The 17,359-nt window shown below is 68.7% G+C and carries 18 protein-coding genes; 9 read left to right on the forward strand and 9 right to left on the reverse strand.

The genetic code is table 11. From position 1 onward, the window contains the following. Positions 1-82 precede the first annotated feature (82 nt). Positions 83-778: a response regulator transcription factor CtrA gene (gene ctrA / locus QO010_RS19715; protein ID WP_307352037.1), complete on the reverse strand. Its 696-nt coding sequence runs from the start codon at positions 776-778 to the stop codon at positions 83-85. 306 nt (positions 779-1,084) lie between these two features. Between ctrA and fliI the strand changes: the two genes are divergently transcribed. The 5 genes from fliI to QO010_RS19740 all read left to right on the forward strand — a co-directional run bounded on the left by fliI (position 1,085) and on the right by QO010_RS19740 (position 5,478). Beyond that, on the forward strand, positions 1,085-2,419 hold the full coding sequence (gene fliI, locus QO010_RS19720) for a flagellar protein export ATPase FliI (protein WP_307352039.1): 1,335 nt from the start codon (positions 1,085-1,087) through the stop codon (positions 2,417-2,419). Beyond that, entirely contained in the window at positions 2,416-2,826 is a 411-nt protein-coding gene (locus QO010_RS19725; RefSeq protein ID WP_307352042.1) for a flagellar FliJ family protein, read from the forward strand. Before fliI ends, QO010_RS19725 begins: the two co-directional genes overlap by 4 nt. Then, the gene (locus QO010_RS19730; RefSeq protein WP_307352044.1) at positions 2,823-3,911 is read left to right on the forward strand and encodes an endo-1,4-beta-xylanase; all 1,089 of its coding nucleotides are present in this window, start codon (positions 2,823-2,825) and stop codon (positions 3,909-3,911) included. Before QO010_RS19725 ends, QO010_RS19730 begins: the two co-directional genes overlap by 4 nt. Positions 3,912-3,983: 72 nt before the next feature. Next, the gene (locus tag QO010_RS19735) at positions 3,984-4,385 is read left to right on the forward strand and encodes a nuclear transport factor 2 family protein (protein ID WP_307352045.1); all 402 of its coding nucleotides are present in this window, start codon (positions 3,984-3,986) and stop codon (positions 4,383-4,385) included. A gap of 226 nt (positions 4,386-4,611) precedes the next feature. Continuing rightward, the gene (locus tag QO010_RS19740; RefSeq protein ID WP_307352047.1) at positions 4,612-5,478 is read left to right on the forward strand and encodes a hypothetical protein; all 867 of its coding nucleotides are present in this window, start codon (positions 4,612-4,614) and stop codon (positions 5,476-5,478) included. On the opposite strand, the gene QO010_RS19745 is transcribed toward QO010_RS19740, so the two are convergent. From QO010_RS19745 to fliF, 8 genes are all read right to left on the reverse strand, one after another. Beyond that, positions 5,475-5,840, reverse strand: a complete 366-nt coding sequence (locus QO010_RS19745; RefSeq protein ID WP_307352075.1) for a DUF4282 domain-containing protein — start codon at positions 5,838-5,840, stop codon at positions 5,475-5,477. The two genes, QO010_RS19740 and QO010_RS19745, sit on opposite strands and share 4 nt — an antisense overlap. 101 nt (positions 5,841-5,941) lie before the next feature. After that, positions 5,942-6,430, reverse strand: coding sequence for a hypothetical protein (locus QO010_RS19750; protein WP_307352048.1), 489 nt, complete (start codon positions 6,428-6,430; stop codon positions 5,942-5,944). Positions 6,431-6,686: 256 nt separating this feature from the next. Then, positions 6,687-8,777 (reverse strand): flagellar biosynthesis protein FlhA, encoded by a 2,091-nt coding sequence (flhA, locus tag QO010_RS19755; protein ID WP_307352050.1) that lies wholly within the window; start codon positions 8,775-8,777, stop codon positions 6,687-6,689. Positions 8,778-8,969: 192 nt separating this feature from the next. Further along, the gene (gene flbD, locus QO010_RS19760) at positions 8,970-10,343 is read right to left on the reverse strand and encodes a sigma-54-dependent transcriptional regulator FlbD (protein ID WP_307352052.1); all 1,374 of its coding nucleotides are present in this window, start codon (positions 10,341-10,343) and stop codon (positions 8,970-8,972) included. 30 nt (positions 10,344-10,373) lie between these two features. After that, positions 10,374-10,715, reverse strand: a complete 342-nt coding sequence (gene fliN, locus QO010_RS19765; protein ID WP_307352054.1) for a flagellar motor switch protein FliN — start codon at positions 10,713-10,715, stop codon at positions 10,374-10,376. After that, positions 10,708-11,391, reverse strand: a complete 684-nt coding sequence (locus QO010_RS19770; RefSeq protein WP_307352056.1) for a FliH/SctL family protein — start codon at positions 11,389-11,391, stop codon at positions 10,708-10,710. The genes fliN and QO010_RS19770 overlap by 8 nt, the downstream gene beginning before the upstream one ends. Then, positions 11,391-12,416 carry a flagellar motor switch protein FliG gene (gene fliG, locus QO010_RS19775; protein ID WP_307352058.1) on the reverse strand — a complete coding sequence of 342 codons (1,026 nt, stop codon included), beginning with the start codon at positions 12,414-12,416 and terminating at the stop codon, positions 11,391-11,393. The genes QO010_RS19770 and fliG overlap by 1 nt, the downstream gene beginning before the upstream one ends. A 2-nt stretch (positions 12,417-12,418) precedes the next feature. Beyond that, positions 12,419-14,104, reverse strand: coding sequence for a flagellar basal-body MS-ring/collar protein FliF (gene fliF, locus QO010_RS19780; RefSeq protein ID WP_307352060.1), 1,686 nt, complete (start codon positions 14,102-14,104; stop codon positions 12,419-12,421). 157 nt (positions 14,105-14,261) lie between these two features. On the opposite strand from fliF, the gene QO010_RS19785 reads away from it, so the two are divergent. The 4 genes from QO010_RS19785 to QO010_RS19800 all read left to right on the forward strand — a co-directional run bounded on the left by QO010_RS19785 (position 14,262) and on the right by QO010_RS19800 (position 17,280). After that, positions 14,262-14,648 carry a YybH family protein gene (locus tag QO010_RS19785; RefSeq protein WP_307352063.1) on the forward strand — a complete coding sequence of 129 codons (387 nt, stop codon included), beginning with the start codon at positions 14,262-14,264 and terminating at the stop codon, positions 14,646-14,648. 314 nt (positions 14,649-14,962) lie between these two features. After that, positions 14,963-16,219 (forward strand): serine hydrolase domain-containing protein, encoded by a 1,257-nt coding sequence (locus QO010_RS19790; RefSeq protein WP_307352065.1) that lies wholly within the window; start codon positions 14,963-14,965, stop codon positions 16,217-16,219. 9 nt (positions 16,220-16,228) lie between these two features. Beyond that, a complete protein-coding gene (locus QO010_RS19795) occupies positions 16,229-16,747 on the forward strand; it encodes a GNAT family N-acetyltransferase (RefSeq protein WP_307352067.1) in 519 nt (172 codons plus the stop codon). Between the two features lie 29 nt (positions 16,748-16,776). Beyond that, entirely contained in the window at positions 16,777-17,280 is a 504-nt protein-coding gene (locus QO010_RS19800; RefSeq protein ID WP_307352077.1) for a GNAT family N-acetyltransferase, read from the forward strand. The last annotated feature ends 79 nt before the right edge of the window (positions 17,281-17,359 follow it).

Below are 17,359 nucleotides of genomic sequence, written 5' to 3' on the forward strand. Positions count from 1 at the left end.
AGGGGCAACTGAAAACAAAAACGCCCGCCATCGCTGGCGGGCGTTTCTGTTCGTCGAATCTGGCAGTCGCCGAGGGCTGAGGTCAGGCGACCGCTTGCTGTTCCTGCGGGTCGCGCAGCACGTAGCCGCGGCCCCAGACGGTTTCGATGTGGTGCTTGCCGTTGGCGGCGGTGGCCAGCTTCTTGCGCAGCTTGCAGATGAAGACGTCGATGATCTTCAGCTCGGGCTCGTCCATGCCGCCGTAGAGGTGGTTGAGGAACATCTCCTTGGTGAGGGTCGTCCCTTTGCGGAGCGAGAGCAGCTCCAGCATCTGATATTCCTTGCCGGTCAGGTGGACCCGCATGCCGTTCACTTCCACCGTCTTGGCGTCCAGGTTCACGGCGATGTCGCCGGTCTGGATGATGGCCTGGGCGTGGCCCTTGGATCTGCGCACCACCGCATGGATGCGGGCGACCATCTCGTCCTTGTGGAAGGGCTTGGTCATGTAGTCGTCGGCGCCGCCGCCGAGGGTCTTCACCTTGGTGTCGATCTCGGTGGTGCCCGACAGGATCATGATCGGGGTGTTGATCTTGCCGTTGCGCAGGGTGCGCAGGACGTCCATGCCGCTCATGTCGGGCAGGGAGAGGTCCAGCAGGATGAGGTCGTAGTCGTAGATCTTTCCGAGATCGACGCCCTCCTCGCCCAGATCCGTCGTGTAGACGTTGAAGCCCTCGGACTTCAGCATCAGTTCGATGGTCTGCGCCGTGGCGCTATCATCCTCGATCAACAGAACGCGCATTCAGCCCTCCCCGCGACGGCCGCGGTATTCAAATTGCCAAGGCGGAATCCGCCTCCGATGCCCAATCGCCCCGAATGTGGCGGCAGGCTGATTTAAGACTGGTTAATGGTGAACGGCCCGTAGCTCGAATCGTTAAGCCGATTTGGATTCGGTGAGCAAGCGACCCAAGTTGGGCTGGGTGACGGCGGGCCGATGAATCTTTCGTGATCGGCCCTGCGACCGTCTGACAGAGCCCGCCTTCATACCTGTTTAAGGGCATCGGCCCAACATGCTCCCAGGCGCTTGCTGCCTCGGGAATTCAAGCCTTTGCGTAGCCTTATCGCCGCTGTCGAGCGTATCGAGCCTCTGACCGTTTCCGGCCGCGTCGCGGCGGTGAACGGCCTGCTCATCGAGGCCCGCGGCGGATTGACTCATCTGGCCGTCGGGGCCCGCGCCGAGATCGTCAGGCGCGGCCAGACGCCGCTGGCGGCCGAGGTCGTCGGCTTCCGCGAGACCCGCGCCCTGTTAATGCCTTTCGGTCCGGTCGAGGGCGTGGCCCCCGGCGCCGAGATCCGCATCCAGCCGGAAGGCGCGGCCGTGCGCCCGACCAGCGCCTGGATGGGCCGCATCGTCGACAGCTTCGGCGAGCCCATCGACGGCAAGGGGCCGCTGCCTCAGGGCCAGGTCGGCTACAGCCTGCGCGCCGCCCCGCCCGCCGCCCACAGCCGGGCCCGCGTCGGCGCGCGGCTGGACCTGGGCGTTCGGGCCATGAACGCCTTCACCACCACCTGCCGGGGCCAGCGCCTGGGCATCTTCGCCGGCTCGGGCGTCGGCAAGTCGGTGCTGCTCTCCATGCTGGCCCGCCAGGCCACCTGCGACGTGGTCGTCGTGGGCCTGATCGGCGAACGCGGCCGCGAGGTGCGCGAGTTCATCGAGGAGACGCTTGGGCCGGAGGGCCTGGCCCGCGCCGTGGTCGTGGTCGCCACCTCCGACGAGCCGGCCCTGAAACGCCGCCAGGCCGCCTACATGACCATGGCCATCGCCGAGTATTTCCGCGACCAGGACATGGAAGTCCTCTGCCTGATGGACAGCGTCACCCGCTTCGCCATGGCCCAGCGGGAGATCGGCCTGGCCGCCGGCGAGCCGCCGACCACCAAGGGCTATACCCCCACCGTCTTCACCGAACTGCCCAAGCTGCTGGAGCGGGCCGGACCCGGGCCCGTGCGGCCCGACGGCACCTCGGCGGGGCCGATCACCGGCCTCTTCACGGTGCTGGTCGACGGCGACGACCATAACGAGCCGATCGCCGACGCGGTGCGCGGGATTCTAGACGGCCACATCGTCATGGAGCGGGCCATCGCCGAGCGCGGCCGCTTCCCGGCCATCAATGTGCTGAAATCCATCTCGCGGACCATGCCGGCCTGCCAGACGCCGGAGGAGCGGGTGCTGGTCACCAACGCCCGCCAGACCCTGGCCGCCTACGCCAACATGGAAGAGCTGATCCGCATCGGCGCCTATCGGGCCGGGGCCGATCCCAAGATCGACCGGGCCATCGCGCTCAACGCTCCGCTCGAGGCCTTCCTGGGCCAGGACAAGGACGAGGCGACCAGTCTGGAAACCGGCTTCGCCATCCTGGGCGACATCCTGGATAGCGCCGCATGAAGTGGGCCCAGTCGCTTATCCGGATCTCCAACTTCGAGGTCGAGGAGCTGCAGAAGCGCCTCGCCGAGATCGTCGAGCGCCGCTCCAACATCGAGATCAAGCTGGCGGTGCTGGAGGCCGAGGCCGAGTCCGAGTTGCAGCAGGCCCAGGCCACCGCCGACGCCGGCTTCTACATGGCCGGCTTCCGTGAGGGCGTGAAGATCCGCCGCGCGGCCCTGAACGCCCAGCTGGCCGTGATCGGGACCGAGGAGGAGGGCGCCCGCGACGCGCTGTCCGAAGCCTTCGAGGCGCTGAAGAAGTACGAGCATGTGGCGGAAAGCGCCAAGGTGGTCGCCCGCAAGGAAGAGGCCCGCCGCGAGACCGCCGCGCTCGACGAACTGGGCCTGCGCCGGGCGATCCGCCATTGACCCTCAGCCGCCGCGCCCTGATCGGCGCCGGCCTGGCGCTCGCCGGCTGTAGCGGCCCCAGCCGGGCCCAGCCCCAGGACAACGGCTGGCGGCCCGACCCGCGCTACCTGGACAATCCCCCCGCGCTCAAGTCCATCGCCCCGTTCGGGATGGGCGCGGCCGTGCAGGCCGGACCGCTGCGCGACGACCCGGTGTTCGCGGCCCTGGCCGCCCGCCATTACACCCAGCTGACCCCCGAGTGGGAGCTGAAGATGGAATATGTCGTCCAGCCGGACGGCCGGTTCCAGTTCGACCGGGCCGACGCCATCGCCGCCTTCTGCCGGGCCCACGGCCAGAAGCTCTGGGGCCACACCCTGGTCTGGTACGCCAACATCCCCGACGCCTTCGCCCGCCTGGACGAGAGCCGGGCCAGCTTCGGCCAGGCCTTCGACAACTACATCACGGCCACGGTCGGCCGGTATCGCGGGATCGCCAATGGCTGGGACGTCATCAACGAGCCGATCACCGACGAGGGCGGGCGTTTGCGCGACTGCCTGTGGAGCCAGAAGCTGGGCCAGGTCGACTACATGCGCCGCGCCCTGGACGTCGCCCATGCTACCGATCCGTCGGTCCCGCTGCTGATCAACGACTACGACCTGGAGACCAAGCCGGCCAAGCTGGCCGCCTATATGCGCCTGGTCGAGACGCTGCTGAAGGCCGGGGCGCCGCTGGGCGGCCTGGGCTGCCAGACCCACATCTCCGCCGGCCTGCCCGAGGGGGCGATGCACCGAACCCTCGAGGCGCTGGCCAGCTTTGGCCTGCCGATCCACCTGTCGGAACTGGACGTCTCGCTCGTCCCCGGCCGCGGCGCGCCGGCCAACAGGCCGGTCGCCGTCGCGCGGCAGGCCCAGGTCTATCACGAGGTGGTCGAGGCCTTCGTCGGCCTGCCGCCGCAGCAGCGCCTGGCCCTGACCATGTGGGGCCTGCGCGACAGCGATTCCTGGCTCAAGCGCGAGGATGCGTCCGACGCGCCGCTGCTGTTCGATGATGCGGGCGCGCCCAAGCCGGCCTTCGCGGCGGTCGCCGGGACGCTGCAGGGGCGATAGCCGTCGGCAGCGCAACCTCGAGTCGCGCTGACGCCCAGGTTGCGATAAGGTCCTCTCAGGGAGGATCAAGCCATGAGCAATATCGCCCGCATCCGTGAGGCCTACGAGGCCTGGGACAACGTCAAGGGCTCGAACCGCGCCGTCTGGGATCATCTGCTGGCGCCGGGTTTCGAGTTCCGGACCACGCTGGGCAGCGTGGAAGGCAGCGGCTTCAAGGCCAGCTATCGGCCTGACGAACTGGACGAATATTTCGAGACCTTGCGCAGCAATTTCGAAATGAAGGAGATCGCCCCGACCGTGGTGGTCGAGGACGGTCCCAACGCGATCGCGGTGTTCCAGTCCGAATGGGCGAACCGGGCGACGGGCCGGTCTTTCCGCTGCGAGGTCGCGGCGATCTGGACCTTCGACGGCGACCAGGCGGTTAGCTGCCGGGAGATTATGGACACGGCCGGCGTTGCCTGCACCCTGCCCTAGAGGCCCTCGACTGACCCCGATCATGCGGCGTTGGCGAACTCCAGGCTGCCGGCTGCGGCCCGGAAGCGGGCGGCCGCGATATTCGACGAAGACGCGCCCACCCTCTTTTGTCCCCACATCCCCAGGTTGGCGGAGTGGGGCGACTATTTGAACTGGCGGGGCGGTCGGCAACTGTACTTAATCGGGCCTATTCCCGTGGCGTGGGCTGCTTTGGGGAGAGGTGGAGTTGGCGGAGTCACCCGCGGCGGCGATCGCGCGGATGGATGTGGCCGGGCGAGCGCAGGTCGCCAGCCGCCCCGGCTACGCCATGGCCATGCGCCGGTATTTCGAAGCCTGGCTGGCGCCCCAGGCGGAGTCTGCGGTCAGCCGCAGCCTGCGGAACATGAGCCACTACATGTGCGCCATCTGGGTGTTCTGCCTGGACGCCGGGCCGGGCGGCCTGACCTTCAGCCGGCTGAGCGCCCTGCTGGGCCGGTCCGGGGTGTCGGCGGCCAAGCGGGCGCGGCCGATTCTGATCTACCTGCGCTTCATCGGCTATATCGAGCCCGCCGCGGTGGACGACGCGCGGGTCAAGCGCTGGGAGCCCACCGCCCGGATGCTGGCCGCCTTCCGTCGGCGGATGGTCGAGGACCTGACCGTGTTTGCCCCGCTGGACGCGGCGATCGGCGCGGTGCTGGAGCGGTTCGACGACCCGGCCGTGTTTGGCCGCTTCATGGCGGCCATGGGCGAAATCTCCGTCGAGATGCTGGCCGAGTACGGGCCCCGGGCCGATCCCCTCAACGTCTTTTCGCAACGCATGGGGGGCATGGCCCTGATGGCCGAACTGCTGCTGGCGGGCGGGCCCGACGGCGGTTTCCCGCCGACCGGACCGGTGCGCTTCAGCCTGGCCGGCCTGGCCCGCCGCAACCGGGTCTCGCGCATGCATGTGCGCCGGGTGCTGGCCGAGGCCGAGACGGCGGGCCTGCTGACCCTTAGCGGCGACAGCGAGATCGTCTGGACCCCGATCGCCCTGGTCAGGACTGTGGATCTGTTCGCGTACACCGTGCTGACCTACGGCCACTGCGCCAGGGCGGCCCTGGAGGAAAGCCCTTAGGGCTTCAGCGCGTGGTCGGCGTCGCTGGCCTGGCGCAAGGCGCGCAGGTCGTCGGCGATGCGGAAGATGGCGACGTAGAATTCGCAGAACGAGCGCCACAGCAGGGCCAGCACCGCGGTGATCAGCAGGCCGACCACGCCGGCCGGGAAGGCCAGCAGCTTGCCCATGATGGATTCCTCGCGCCAGGCCACGCCGACGGCGACGCCAAAGGCCCCGAAGCCGCCGATCAACACCACGCCCAGGCCCGCCCAGTAGATCAGGTGGATCACCGGGCCGGTCAGCAGGCGTTCGAATGTCAAGAGGTCCCAGAGGATGCTCTCGCCGACGCCGCGGCTCTTCTTCACTGGTCTGGCCGGGGCCATCCGCACCTCATCGGGCGGCCACACGCCGCCTCACCGGCGCATCGCTAGCAGCGCCGGCGGCTTCGTTCAATGGCAGCGAATGACGCGGTCTGCGCCTTGCCTCAGGACTTGGGCGCGGCGGCGAGGATCTGGGCCTTGGTCTGGCTGCTCTTCACGTTTTCGCCGAAGGGCGAAAGGGTGCCCTGGGGCACGCTGATCAGCTTGCCGTCGACCTGCAGCACGATCATCGCCCCGGTCGAGGACTCGGCGATGCTCTGGATAATGCCGATGTCGGCGCCGGTGGAATCGCTGACCTTGGCGCCGGCCCGGAAGGCGGGGGCGGGTTCCTTGGCGCTGGCCGGCGGCTCGGCGGTGGGGGCGGGGGGCACAGCCTTGGGCGTGGCCGGGGCGGCTGGCTCACTGGGCGCGGCGGGGGCCACCGAGGTCGGGGCCGTGGTGTCTTCTGGCGTGCTGGGCAGGGTCGGCGGCGTCGCGGCCGGGGCGGCGGCGGGCTTGGCTGGATTGGCGGGGGTGGTGGCCGGCGCGGCCTGGACGCTCATGGCCAGGGCGAGCGCCGAGGCGGCGGCGAACGCAAGCAGACGGGTTCTCATCGGGCATCCTCCATCGATCCCCCCGCCGAGGGTGCAATCCTTAACGATACGGATGGTTCCCGCTGTCAGTCCCCAGGCCAACAGCCCACCTCACTCCCGTCATGGCCGGCCGAAGTGCCGGCCACCCATGAACACGGTGCGTCAGCCGACCCTCGGACAGGCCCGCCGCCAAACTTCACTTCAGGTGATCATGGGTGGCCGGGACAAGCCCGGCCATGACGGCTGAAAGGTGGTTGGAAGCCCGAAACGGCCGACCCTAGACCGTCCCCACGGTCTTCAGCCGCGCCTTGGGATGGACCTCGTTCTGGCTCATCACCACGGTCTGGCCGCGGAAGCGCTCGATGATCGAGCGGACATAGGGGCGGACCAGGGGGCTGGTCAGCAGGACGGCGGCGTCGCCGGCCAGGGCGGCGCGTTCGAAGGCCTCGCGCACGCCGCGGATGAACTCCTGCAGCCGCGAGGGGGCCATGGTCAGCTGCTTTTCCTCGCCCGAACCGATCAGCGAGTCGGCGAAAGCCGCCTCCCATTCCGCCGACAGGGTGACGATGGGCAGGGCGCCGTCCTCGCCGCGGTTGGCCCAGCAGAGCTGGCGGCCCAGCTTGGCGCGAACCGCTTCCACCAGGCCGGTGATCGAGCCGGTGTGCGGGGCCGCCTCGCCGATGCCTTCCAGGATGGCGGCCAGGTCGCGGATCGAGACCCGCTCGCGCAGCAGGGCCTGCAGCACCCGCTGCACGGTCGAGGCGGTGACCACCGAGGGGATCAGGTCGTCGGCCAGCTTCTTCTGCTCGGCCGGCAGGTCCTTCAGGAGCTTCTGCAGTTCGGCGTAGGACAGCAGGTCGGCCATGTTGTCCTTGAGAATCTCGGTCAGGTGGGTGGTGAGCACCGTGGCCGGATCGACGATGGTGTAGCCGCGGAAGGTCGCCTCTTCCTTGAGGTTGGCGTCGATCCAGGTGGCGGGCAGGCCGAAGGCCGGCTCCTTCATATGCTCGCCGGGCAGCTCGACCTGGCCGCCGCGCGGGTCCATGGCCATCAGCGAGCCGATGCGCACTTCGCCGGAGCCGCTCTCCATCTCCTTGATGCGGATGGCGTAGCCCTGGGTCGGCAGGCGCATGTTGTCCAGGATGCGGACCGGCGGCATGACGAAGCCGAACTCGCTGGCCAGGGTCTTGCGCAGGGCGCGGATCTGGTCGGTCAGCTTGCGGCCGTCCAGGTCGTTGATCAGGGTCAGCAGGCCATAGCCCAGCTCGATCTTGATGTCGTCGATGGCCAGGGAGGCGGAGATCGGCTCCTCCTCCGGCTCGGCCTGGACGATGGGTTCGAGGTTGACGACCGGCTTCTGGGAGTCCTGCGAGCGGCGCCACGACAAGGCCCCGGCAGCGATGGAGATGACCGCGAACGGAATGATCGGCATGCCCGGCACCAGGGCCAGCACGCCGGCGGCGGCCGAGACCATGCCCAGGCTGACCGGGTTCATGGCCAGCTGGGTGACCAGGGCCTTGTCGGCCGCGCCCTCGACGCCGCCCTTGGAGACCAGGAAGCCGGCGGCGATCGAGATGACCAGGGCCGGGATCTGGGTGACCAGACCGTCGCCGATGGTCATGATGGTGTAGGTCGAGGCGGCCTGGCCGATCGGCAGCTTGTGCTGCAGCACCCCGATCAGGATGCCGCCGACGATGTTGATGCCCACGACCACCAGCCCGGCCACGGCGTCGCCGCGCACGAACTTGCTGGCGCCGTCCATGGCTCCGTAGAAGGTGGATTCCTGCTCCAGCTCCTTGCGGCGCTTCTTGGCCTCGTCCTGGTCGATCAGGCCGCTGGAAAGGTCGGCGTCGACGGCCATCTGCTTGCCGGGCATGGCGTCGAGGGTGAACCGCGCGGCGACTTCGGCGATCCGGCCCGAGCCTTTGGTGACGACGACGAAGTTCACCACCACCAGGATGGCGAAGACGATGACGCCGATGACGTAGTTGCCGCCCATCATCAGCTTGCCGAAGGCCTGGATCACCTGGCCGGCCCCGTGGGCGCCCTCGTGGCCGTGGGACAGGATCAGCCGGGTCGAGGCGATGCTGAGACCCAGCCGGAACAGGGTGGTGACCAAGAGGACGGTCGGGAAGGCCGTGAACTCCAGCGGCCTCTTGATCATCAGCGAGGTCATCAGGATCAGGACGGCGCTGGTGATCGACAGCGTCAGCAGGATGTCCAGCACGAAGGCCGGCACCGGGATGATCAGCAGGACGATGATCCCGACGACGCCCAGCGCCAGCCCCACGTCCCCACGCGCCACCCAGCCCCACACCTCGCGGGCGTTGGGACGGTTGGAAGCGGAGGGGACGGTGGTGTCGGTCATTATTTACTTCTTCCTCCCCGCGTAGCGGGGGAGGGGGACCGCGCCCGCAGGGCGTGGTGGAGGGGGCGACCGCGCTCACGGCGGTGGGAGGTTGGTACGGAGCGGACCCGGACGCGCCGCGCACGGCCCTCGCCCCCTCCACCATGCTGCGCATGGTCCCCCTCCCCCGCTTCGCGGGGAGGAAAGGAAGGCTTAAGCCGCATTGGCGCCCAGCCCGCCCTGCGGCGCCGGCACCGATACGCCGGCCTCGGAGTATTCCTTGAGCTTGTTGCGCAGGGTGCGGATCGAGATGCCCAGGATGTTGGCCGCATGGGTGCGGTTGCCCAGGCAATGGCTGAGGGTGTCGAGGATCAGCTGCTGCTCGACCTCGGCGACGGTGGAGCCGACGAAGTTGCGGCTGGCCGCCTCGGCCGCCATCGAGGCGGTGCGGGCGACAGCCGCTTCCGGGGCCGCGCCGCTCATCGGCTGGCCGTCGGGCAGCCGGATGGCGAATTCCTCGATCTCCGGGCCGGTCGACAGGAGGACCGCCCGGTGCATGGCGTTCTCCAGCTCCCGGACGTTGCCCGGCCAGCGGTGGGTGGCCAGGCGGCGCTTGGCGTCGGCCGACAGCGGCCGTTCCGGCATGCCGTTGGCGGCGGCGTATTTCTTGACGAAGTGCTCGGCCAGGGCGGTGACGTCGCCGGGCCGCTCGCGCAGGGGCGGCAGGCGCAGGTTCACGACATTGAGGCGGTAGAGCAGGTCTTCGCGGAAAATGCCGTCCTTGACCGCCTGGACTAGGTCGCGGTTCGAGGTGGCCAGCACGCGGATGTCGACCTTGACCGGCTTGCCGCCGCCGACGCGGTCGATCTCGCGTTCCTGCAGCGCCCGCAGCAGCTTGGCCTGCAGCCGCCCGTCCATTTCGCTGATTTCGTCGAGCAGCAGGGTGCCGCCGCTGGCCTCCTCGAACTTGCCGATCCGGCGGGCCACGGCGCCGGTGAAGGCGCCCTTCTCGTGGCCGAACAGTTCGCTTTCCAGCAGGTTCTCGGGGATGGCGGCGCAGTTGACGCTGATGAAGGGCTTGTTGGCGCGGCGCGACTTGGTGTGGACGTAGCGGGCCATCACCTCCTTGCCGACGCCGCTCTCGCCGGTGATCAGGATCGAGGCGTCCGAGGGGGCGATCTGGTCGGCCAGCTTGAGGACCGCTTCCATGGCCGGATCGCGGGCGACCAGCGGGCGGTTGTCGTCGCTGACGGCGGCCAGCACCGCGGCGATCAGCTCGGCCTCGGGGGGCAGGGGGATGAATTCCTTGGCCCCGGCCCGGATGGCGTCGCCGGCCCGCTGCGGGTCGGACCCCACGCCGCAGGCGACGACGGGCACGCGGATGCGCTCGGCCTCGTTGGCGGCGATCAGGGCGGCGATGTCCAGGTCATAGTCGACCAGCATCAGGTCGGCCCCCTGGCCGGCCCGCAAAGCCTGGGTGGCGGCGGCGATGGTCTCGACATGAGCCACCTTAGCGCCAGCGCTCATCGCCATCTTCACGGCGAGGGAGAGCTGTCCATTCAAACGTCCAACGACCAGAAGCCGCATAATCTAATCTCCTCGTGACAGGACCGCCGTTCAGGCGCTCGTGTCGCCGTCCTTGATGATTTCCGTCATGGTCACGCCCAGGCGGTCGTCGACGACCACCACTTCACCGCGCGCCACCAGGCGGTTGTTCACATAGATGTCGATGGCCTCGCCGACCTTGCGGTCCAGTTCCAGCACGCTGCCGGAGCTGAGCTGCAGCAGCTGGGCGACCGACAGGTTGGCCCGCCCCAGCACCGCCGAGATGTTGACCGGCACGTCGAAGACCGGCGCCAGGTCGGAGGCGATCTTGTTGTCGGCGTCGACCGCCAGCTCGGAGGCCAGGGCCTCGTCGGGCGAGAACTCGTCCAGGGTCAGGTTGTTTTCGTCAGACATGGTCTGGGTCGCCTTGTGCGATCTCGGCTTGCGAGATCAGGGGTTCAGCATGCAGGCCTTCGGCGGCCAGGGCGGCGTCGACCGCTTGCGAGACGCGCTCGGCGGCGGCGACGGGGTCGAAACCGCAGCGTCCGTCACCCCAGTCGAGGATGAAGGCGCCCAGCGGCAGGTCGGCGTCGCCCCGGGCGGTGATCTGGCCGGAAAAGCCCATGGCGGCGGCGGTGGTCTCCAGCGCCGCTTGTAGGCGCGCTTCCAGGTGAGGGGCGACCCGGGCCAGCAGCCGAGGCTCGGCCTCGATCTCGCGGCCCATGGCCTCGAGGGCGGCGGTGACCGGGGCCTCGGGGAACTGTTCCAGCGCCGCGCCGGCGATCTTGCGGGCGGCCGCCAAGGCCAGGTGGGCCGACTGGCTGCGGTGCTCGTGGGCGACGGCGGCCAGGGAGCTCAGGGCGGCGTGGGCGGCCTGGGCGAGCACGCCCATGGCCTGGGCGGCCTCCTGCTCGGCCAGCACCACGGCCGAGCGCTCGCCCTCGGCATAGGCCGCGGCGCGGATTTCTTCGACCTCTTCGGGGTGGAACAGTTTCTTGCGGGCGGGCGGCGGGGCGGAGGCGACATCGCCCCCGGCGTCGAACACCGTGTCGAAGGAGAATTTGCGGTGGGTGGGGGCTGGGCTGGTCATCAGTAGATCAGCTCATCGTCGCCGCCGGCTCCGGCCAGCATGATCTCGCCCTTGGCGGCCAGGTCCTTGGCGACCTGGACCATGGCCATCTGGGCCTGGTCGACATCGCGCAGGCGCACGGGGCCCATGCTTTCCATGTCCTCCCGCATGATCTTGGCGGCGCGCTCGGACATGTTGGAGAAGAACATCTCGCGCAGGCCATCCGAGGCGCCCTTGAGGGCCAGACCCAACTGGTCCTTCTCGACGGCCCGCAGCAGGGTCTGGACGCCGCCGGGATCGAGCTTCGACAGATCCTCGAACACGAACATCAGGGCGCGGATGCGCTCGGCCGACTCCCGGGCCCGCTCCTCCAGGGCCGCGATGAAGCGCGACTCGGTCTGGCGGTCGAAGTTGTTGAAGATGTCGGCCATCATCTCGTGGCTGTCGCGCTTGGAGGTGCGGGCCAGGTTGGACATGAACTCGGTGCGCAGGGTCTGCTCGATCTTGTCGAGGATCTCGCGCTGCACCGGCTCCATGCGCAGCATCCGCTGCACGCATTCCAGGGCGAAGTCCTCGGGCAGGGCGGCCAGCACCCGGGCGGCGTGTTCGGCCTTCACCTTGGAGAGCACCACGGCGACGGTCTGGGGGTATTCGTTCTTCAGATAGTTGGCGAGCACCGCCTCGTTCACGTTGCCCAGCTTGTCCCACATGGTGCGGCCGGCCGGGCCGCGGATCTCCTCCATCAGGGTCTCGACCTTGTCCTGCGGCAGGAAGCTGTTCAGCAGCCGCTGGGTCTGCTCGAAGCTGCCCATGATGGCGCCGGAGGACGACAGGCCCGAGACGAACTCGATGAGCAGCTCCTCGACCACATTGGCCGAGACGGTGCCCAGGCTGGCCATGGCCTGGGAGACTTCCTTGATCTCCTCGTCGTCCAGCGCCTCCCAGATGTGGGTGTGCTCCTCGCCAAGCGCGAGCAGGACCACAGCGGCCTTTTCAGGTCCGCTGAGCTTGCTGGCGTCGGTGATGGCTTTGGATTTTGCCCGCATGATCAGGTCGTCTCATGCAGCCAGGAGCGCAGGATCGAGACCGACTCGTCGGGGTGGCGGTCGACGAAGTCGCTGACCTGCTTGACGGAGCTCGCCTTCACCTGGCCCTCGATGCGGGCGATGTCGATGCGCTGCTCCAGGTCGGGGCCGGGCAGGGAGAGGGCCTGGCCGGAAGCGTCCACCGCTACCTGCGAGCCGTCGGGCATGGTCACGATCCGGGCCTGGGGCGCGCCGCCGGCTTGCTGGGCCAGCAGTTGGCTGCCGCCGGCGGGACTGCTCATCGGGGCGGGCAGGAAGCCGCCGCCGCCGGTGGCGCGCTTGAGCATCGGGCGGACCCCGAAGAGGATCAGCAGGATGCCGACGATCCCCAGGATGCCCAGCTCGATGGCCCGCATGATGTCGTTCTTGTCGAAGCCCAGCAGGGCGCTGGAGGCGGTGACGCCCTCGCCGTCCTCGGCGCTGGGGAAGCGGACATTGACCACGGTGACGGTGTCGCCGCGGCTGGCGTCGAAGCCGGCGGCGGCGCGGACCAGGTCCTCGATCTTCTTCATGTCGGCGGCGCTGCGCGGGGCGTAGGCCCCCGGCTTGCCGCCCTTGCCGATGGGGGTGATCCCGTCGACCGCCACGGCCACCGACAGCTTCTTGACCGCGCCGGGCAGGGTGATGGTGTTGGTGGTGGTCTCGCCGATCTCGTAGTTGGTCGTCGAGGTATTGGCGCCGGCGGTGCTCTTGCTCGACGGCAGGGTGATGGAGCCGGGCGCGGTCGCCGCCCCGGTGGGGATGTTGGCCGAGGCGGTGACGCCGGCGGCGCTGTTGGGGTCGCTCTCGGCGCTGGTTTCCTCGCTGGTCTGCTCGGAGCGGACCACCTGGCCGTCGGGGTCGAAGGCCTTCTTGGATTCGGTGACCTGTTCCATGTCGATGTCGGCGCTGACCTCGACCCGGGCCTTGCCGGCCCCGACCACGCCCTCGACCATGTCCTTGATGCGGGCCGACAGGGTCTTTTCGATCTCTGCCCGGCGGTCGTCGGCCTGCCGGCCGGCCACGCTGGCGTCGCTGCCGCCGGTGGAAAGGGTCTTGCCGTGCTGGTCGATGACGGTGACCTGCTCGGCCTTGAGGTTGGGCACCGCCCCGGCCACCAGGTTCTGGACGGCCTGGACCTGGTCGGCGCTGGGCTTGCGGCCGCCGATGCCGATGGTCACCGAGGCGGCGGGGGATTCGGCGTCTTCCTCGAACAGCTGGCGCTTGGGCATGACCAGGTGGACCCGGGCGAAGGTGACGCCGTCCAGCGAGCGGATGGTGCGGGCCAGCTCGCCTTCCAGGGCGCGCTGGCGGTTCAGTTGCTGGACGAAATCGGTCTGGCCCAGCGCGCTGCCGCTGTCGAACAGCTCGTAGCCGACCGAGCCGGAGCTGACCAAGCCCTTGCCGGCGATCATCAGGCGGGTGGAGGCGACCTTGTCGCGCGGCACCATGATGGTTGAGCCATCGCCGACCGCCTCGAACTTGATGCCGGCCTGCGAGAGGGCCTGGGTGACTTCCGAGGCTTCCTTCAGGTCGAGGTTGGAATAGAGCAGGGCCTTGGGCTGGCCGCCCAGGTTGAACACCAGGGCCGCCAGCACGGCCGCGACGCCGATCCCCACCCCCAGCAACGCCACGAGTCGGCCGACGCCGTACCCCCGCAACGTTCTCATCAGCTGTTCCAAGCCAAGGCCCCTGCCACTCGAATCGACGACCAGGGCGCACTCACCCATCGCTAGGCAGGATTTACCGGGTGCGTGGTAAACGGGGCTTTAAGGGGCTTGGTTACCCCGGCAATTCTTTCCGGGCGTGTTGTCGCAGGGAGGCCCGATGGCCGTCGTCGAAGCCGAAAAAGCCGTCCGGGCCCGGCGCAAACTGACCAATCGGCTGATCGCCGAGCATGAGGCCGAGCGATTGGCGCCTTTCTTTGAAGATGACGCCAAGCTGATCGCCGGCGACGGCTCGCTGATCCTGGGCGCGCGCGCCATCGTCAAGGCCTTTACCGGCCAGTTCGCCGATCCCGACTTCGTCGCCTACCGCCGCGACACCGAAGCCGTCGAGCTTGACGAGGCGGGGGAGCGGGCGGCCGAGAGCGGGCGCTGGGCCGCCCTTTCGAAATCCGGCGAGGGGCCCAGCGGCCGGTATCTGGCGGTCTGGCGTCAGACACGCGGGCAGTGGCGCCTGGAGTCGGAGCTGTTCGTCACGCTCAAGACTTAGGACTGGATGCAAGCCAACACAGCCCCGGTCCGCTTCCGGACATGAAGGCAACAACCGGATTCGACCCAAGGCGGAATTGGACACGCCTGCTTTCGGACCAGGGGGAGGTCGTCTATCGTGCGGGGGACAAAATGGGGGTCCTCATGCAGCGGCGAGACCTAATGTTGGGCGCGGCTGGCCTCATTCTCTCGCCTTCCGCAGTATTGGCTGAGGACAGCCCTTTCGTAGGCCCCTGGCACGGAACCCTCCTGTCTGAGTCGGAAGGGCAAGCCACTCGCCTGAGGCTGGAGCTCAAGCCCGACGGAACGGCCGAAATGGTCGACATGGACATTACCGGCTTTACGAGCAAGGGCCGCGTCACGTCTCAAACCTCGACGGATGTGACGGTCGAAATTGTCCTAAGTGGCTCCGCGATCCCCCAGGTGACTTTTCAGGGAAGAGCTGTTGGAGACCGCCTGGAGGGAACCTGGACACAGGGCCCATTCAAGCTGCCTTTCATCCTCAACAAGGGTGATCCCCCAGGTTGGTCCGATTGGGCGATCTATACGACTCCCGTCGTCCCTCTGAGCAAGGCGCGTCTGGAAATCTATCGGCGGACGTTCCAGATTCCCGCGCTGGCGGCGGGCGTCCGGAAGGACGGCAGGACGAGCGTATGGAGCACGGGCCGCCGGCGCGGGGACGCCGAGGTTCCAGTCCATGAAACCGACCAATGGCGGATCGGCTCTATTTCCAAGTCGATGACCGCGACGCTGGTCGCGAGACTGGTCGAAGCTGGCCAGGTGCGTTGGGACGACACGATAGGCGACGTCCTGGGGGGCGTGGTCGTCGCAATGCGTCAGTCGTACGGGCGCGCGACCTACCGCAATCTCCTCACCCACCGGGCTGGCCTCATTGGAAACCTGCCGGCCGATGTGCTGGAGCGGTTCAGTTTCGAGGCGCTCGGTCCCCGTTCAGAACGGCTGGACTATGTCCGACAGGCTCTCGCGGCGCCCCCGGTGGCGGCGGTCGGAGAGAAGTATTCCTATTCGAGCGCCGGCTACGTCACAGCGGCCGCCATGCTGGAGGCCACGACCGGAAGAAGCTGGGAGGCGTTGATGCGCCGGCACCTTTTCGACCCCCTTGGTCTCGCCAGCGCGGGGTTCGGCTCGCCCGGCCACGCTGGTCGGGTCGAACAGCCGTTCGGGCACAAGCTGGGACTGCACGGCTATGAGGTCGTCCGGGCCGGCGGTGGGTTGCACGATATTCCGGCCGTGGTCGGACCTGCGGGCGGCGTTCACATCAACCTGACTGACCTGCTAGCCTATTTGGCGGCGCACGGACAACAGCAGTCGCCGTTTCTCTCCACCGAGAGCTGGCAGACGCTGCACAGGCCACCGCCGGGTGGCGACTACGCCATGGGTTGGGCCGTAACCCCGGAAGGCAACCTCGCTCATGGGGGTGCGACAGCGCTGTGGCTTGCCCAGGTGATGATCGACCCACGCCAGGGAATTTGCGCGGCGGTGGCGACAAACGTGAATGGCGCGCTCCGCGCGGTCAACAGGGCAATCCGGGAAGCCGCGACTCGCGCTTAATTGCCGGCCATGCGCGACATCGACACCGACCGACTGACCCTGCGCCCCCATGTCGGGGCCGATTTCGACGATAGCCTCAGCCTGTGGGGCGACCCGGAGGTCACCCGCTACATCGGCGGGCGGCCCTCGACCGAGGAGGAGGTCTGGGCCCGGCTGATGCGGTATCTGGGCCACTGGGCGCTGCTGGATTTCGGCTACTGGATGGTGCGGGAGCGGACGACCGGCCGCTGCGTCGGCGAGGTCGGCTTCGCCAACTTCCGCCGGGCGATGGATCCGCCGCTGGGCGATGCGCCCGAGATGGGCTGGGTGCTGGCGCCCTGGGCGCACGGCCAGGGGTTCGCCCGCGAAGCCGTCGAGGCGGGCCTGGCCTGGGGCAGGGCCAAGTGGGGGCCGGCGCGGACCGTCTGCATCATCGCGCCGGACAACGCCCCGTCCTTGCGGCTGGCGGACCGGGTCGGCTTCAGGGAATACGCCCGCACGACCTATCACGACGCCCCGACGGTGATGCTGGAAAGGCCGGCCCGCTGAACCCCGCGGTCGACACCGCGCGCCTGACGCTGCGGCCGCCGCGGCTGGAGGATTACGAGGACATCCTGGCCCTGCGGTCGGACCCGGAGGTGGCACGATATCTGGGCGGGGCGCTGGACGCCGAGCAGGCCTGGGGCCGGGTGATCCGCAGCGCCGGGCATTGGGCGATGCTGGGCTTCGGCTTCTGGGTGGTGCGCGAGCGGGAGAGCGGCCGGTTCGTCGGCGAGGCCGGCTTCGGCGACTTCCGCCGCACCCTGGATCCGCCGTTCGGCGATGCGCCGGAGATGGGCTGGACCCTGGCGCGCTGGGCGCAAGGGCAGGGCTTCGCGCGGGAAGCGGTGGAGGCGGCCCTGGCCTGGGGCTCGCCGGTGTTCGGGCCGGTCCGCGTCGTCTGCATGATCGACGATGACAACGAGCCTTCGCTGAAGCTGGCGGCGCGGCTGGGGTTCTCGGAATATGGGCGGGCGAGCTACCAGGACACGCCGGTCATCCTGCTGGAACGTTCTCTTCCCCCTCTGGAGACCTTTGCATAAGGCCGCCGATGGCCGCGGAAGGTTGGTAAGAGGGTGGCTTAGCCTTTGCCGAGCGGGGGCGGCAGGCGCTTGGCGAGCT

The organism is Caulobacter ginsengisoli (genome assembly GCF_030814835.1).
Classification (GTDB): Bacteria; Pseudomonadota; Alphaproteobacteria; order Caulobacterales; family Caulobacteraceae; genus Caulobacter; species Caulobacter ginsengisoli.

Coding starts and splice junctions, on each gene's coding strand:
- ctrA (WP_307352037.1), bottom strand. CDS start 778: ATGCGCGTTCTGTTGATCGAGGATGATAGCGCCACGGCGCAGACCATC.
- QO010_RS19725 (WP_307352042.1), top strand. CDS start 2,416: ATGAAGTGGGCCCAGTCGCTTATCCGGATCTCCAACTTCGAGGTCGAG.
- QO010_RS19735 (WP_307352045.1), top strand. CDS start 3,984: ATGAGCAATATCGCCCGCATCCGTGAGGCCTACGAGGCCTGGGACAAC.
- QO010_RS19745 (WP_307352075.1), bottom strand. CDS start 5,840: ATGGCCCCGGCCAGACCAGTGAAGAAGAGCCGCGGCGTCGGCGAGAGC.
- QO010_RS19750 (WP_307352048.1), bottom strand. CDS start 6,430: ATGAGAACCCGTCTGCTTGCGTTCGCCGCCGCCTCGGCGCTCGCCCTG.
- flhA (WP_307352050.1), bottom strand. CDS start 8,777: ATGACCGACACCACCGTCCCCTCCGCTTCCAACCGTCCCAACGCCCGC.
- flbD (WP_307352052.1), bottom strand. CDS start 10,343: ATGCGGCTTCTGGTCGTTGGACGTTTGAATGGACAGCTCTCCCTCGCC.
- fliN (WP_307352054.1), bottom strand. CDS start 10,715: ATGTCTGACGAAAACAACCTGACCCTGGACGAGTTCTCGCCCGACGAG.
- QO010_RS19770 (WP_307352056.1), bottom strand. CDS start 11,391: ATGACCAGCCCAGCCCCCACCCACCGCAAATTCTCCTTCGACACGGTG.
- fliG (WP_307352058.1), bottom strand. CDS start 12,416: ATGCGGGCAAAATCCAAAGCCATCACCGACGCCAGCAAGCTCAGCGGA.
- fliF (WP_307352060.1), bottom strand. CDS start 14,104: ATGAGAACGTTGCGGGGGTACGGCGTCGGCCGACTCGTGGCGTTGCTG.
- QO010_RS19785 (WP_307352063.1), top strand. CDS start 14,262: ATGGCCGTCGTCGAAGCCGAAAAAGCCGTCCGGGCCCGGCGCAAACTG.
- QO010_RS19790 (WP_307352065.1), top strand. CDS start 14,963: ATGGTCGACATGGACATTACCGGCTTTACGAGCAAGGGCCGCGTCACG.
- QO010_RS19795 (WP_307352067.1), top strand. CDS start 16,229: ATGCGCGACATCGACACCGACCGACTGACCCTGCGCCCCCATGTCGGG.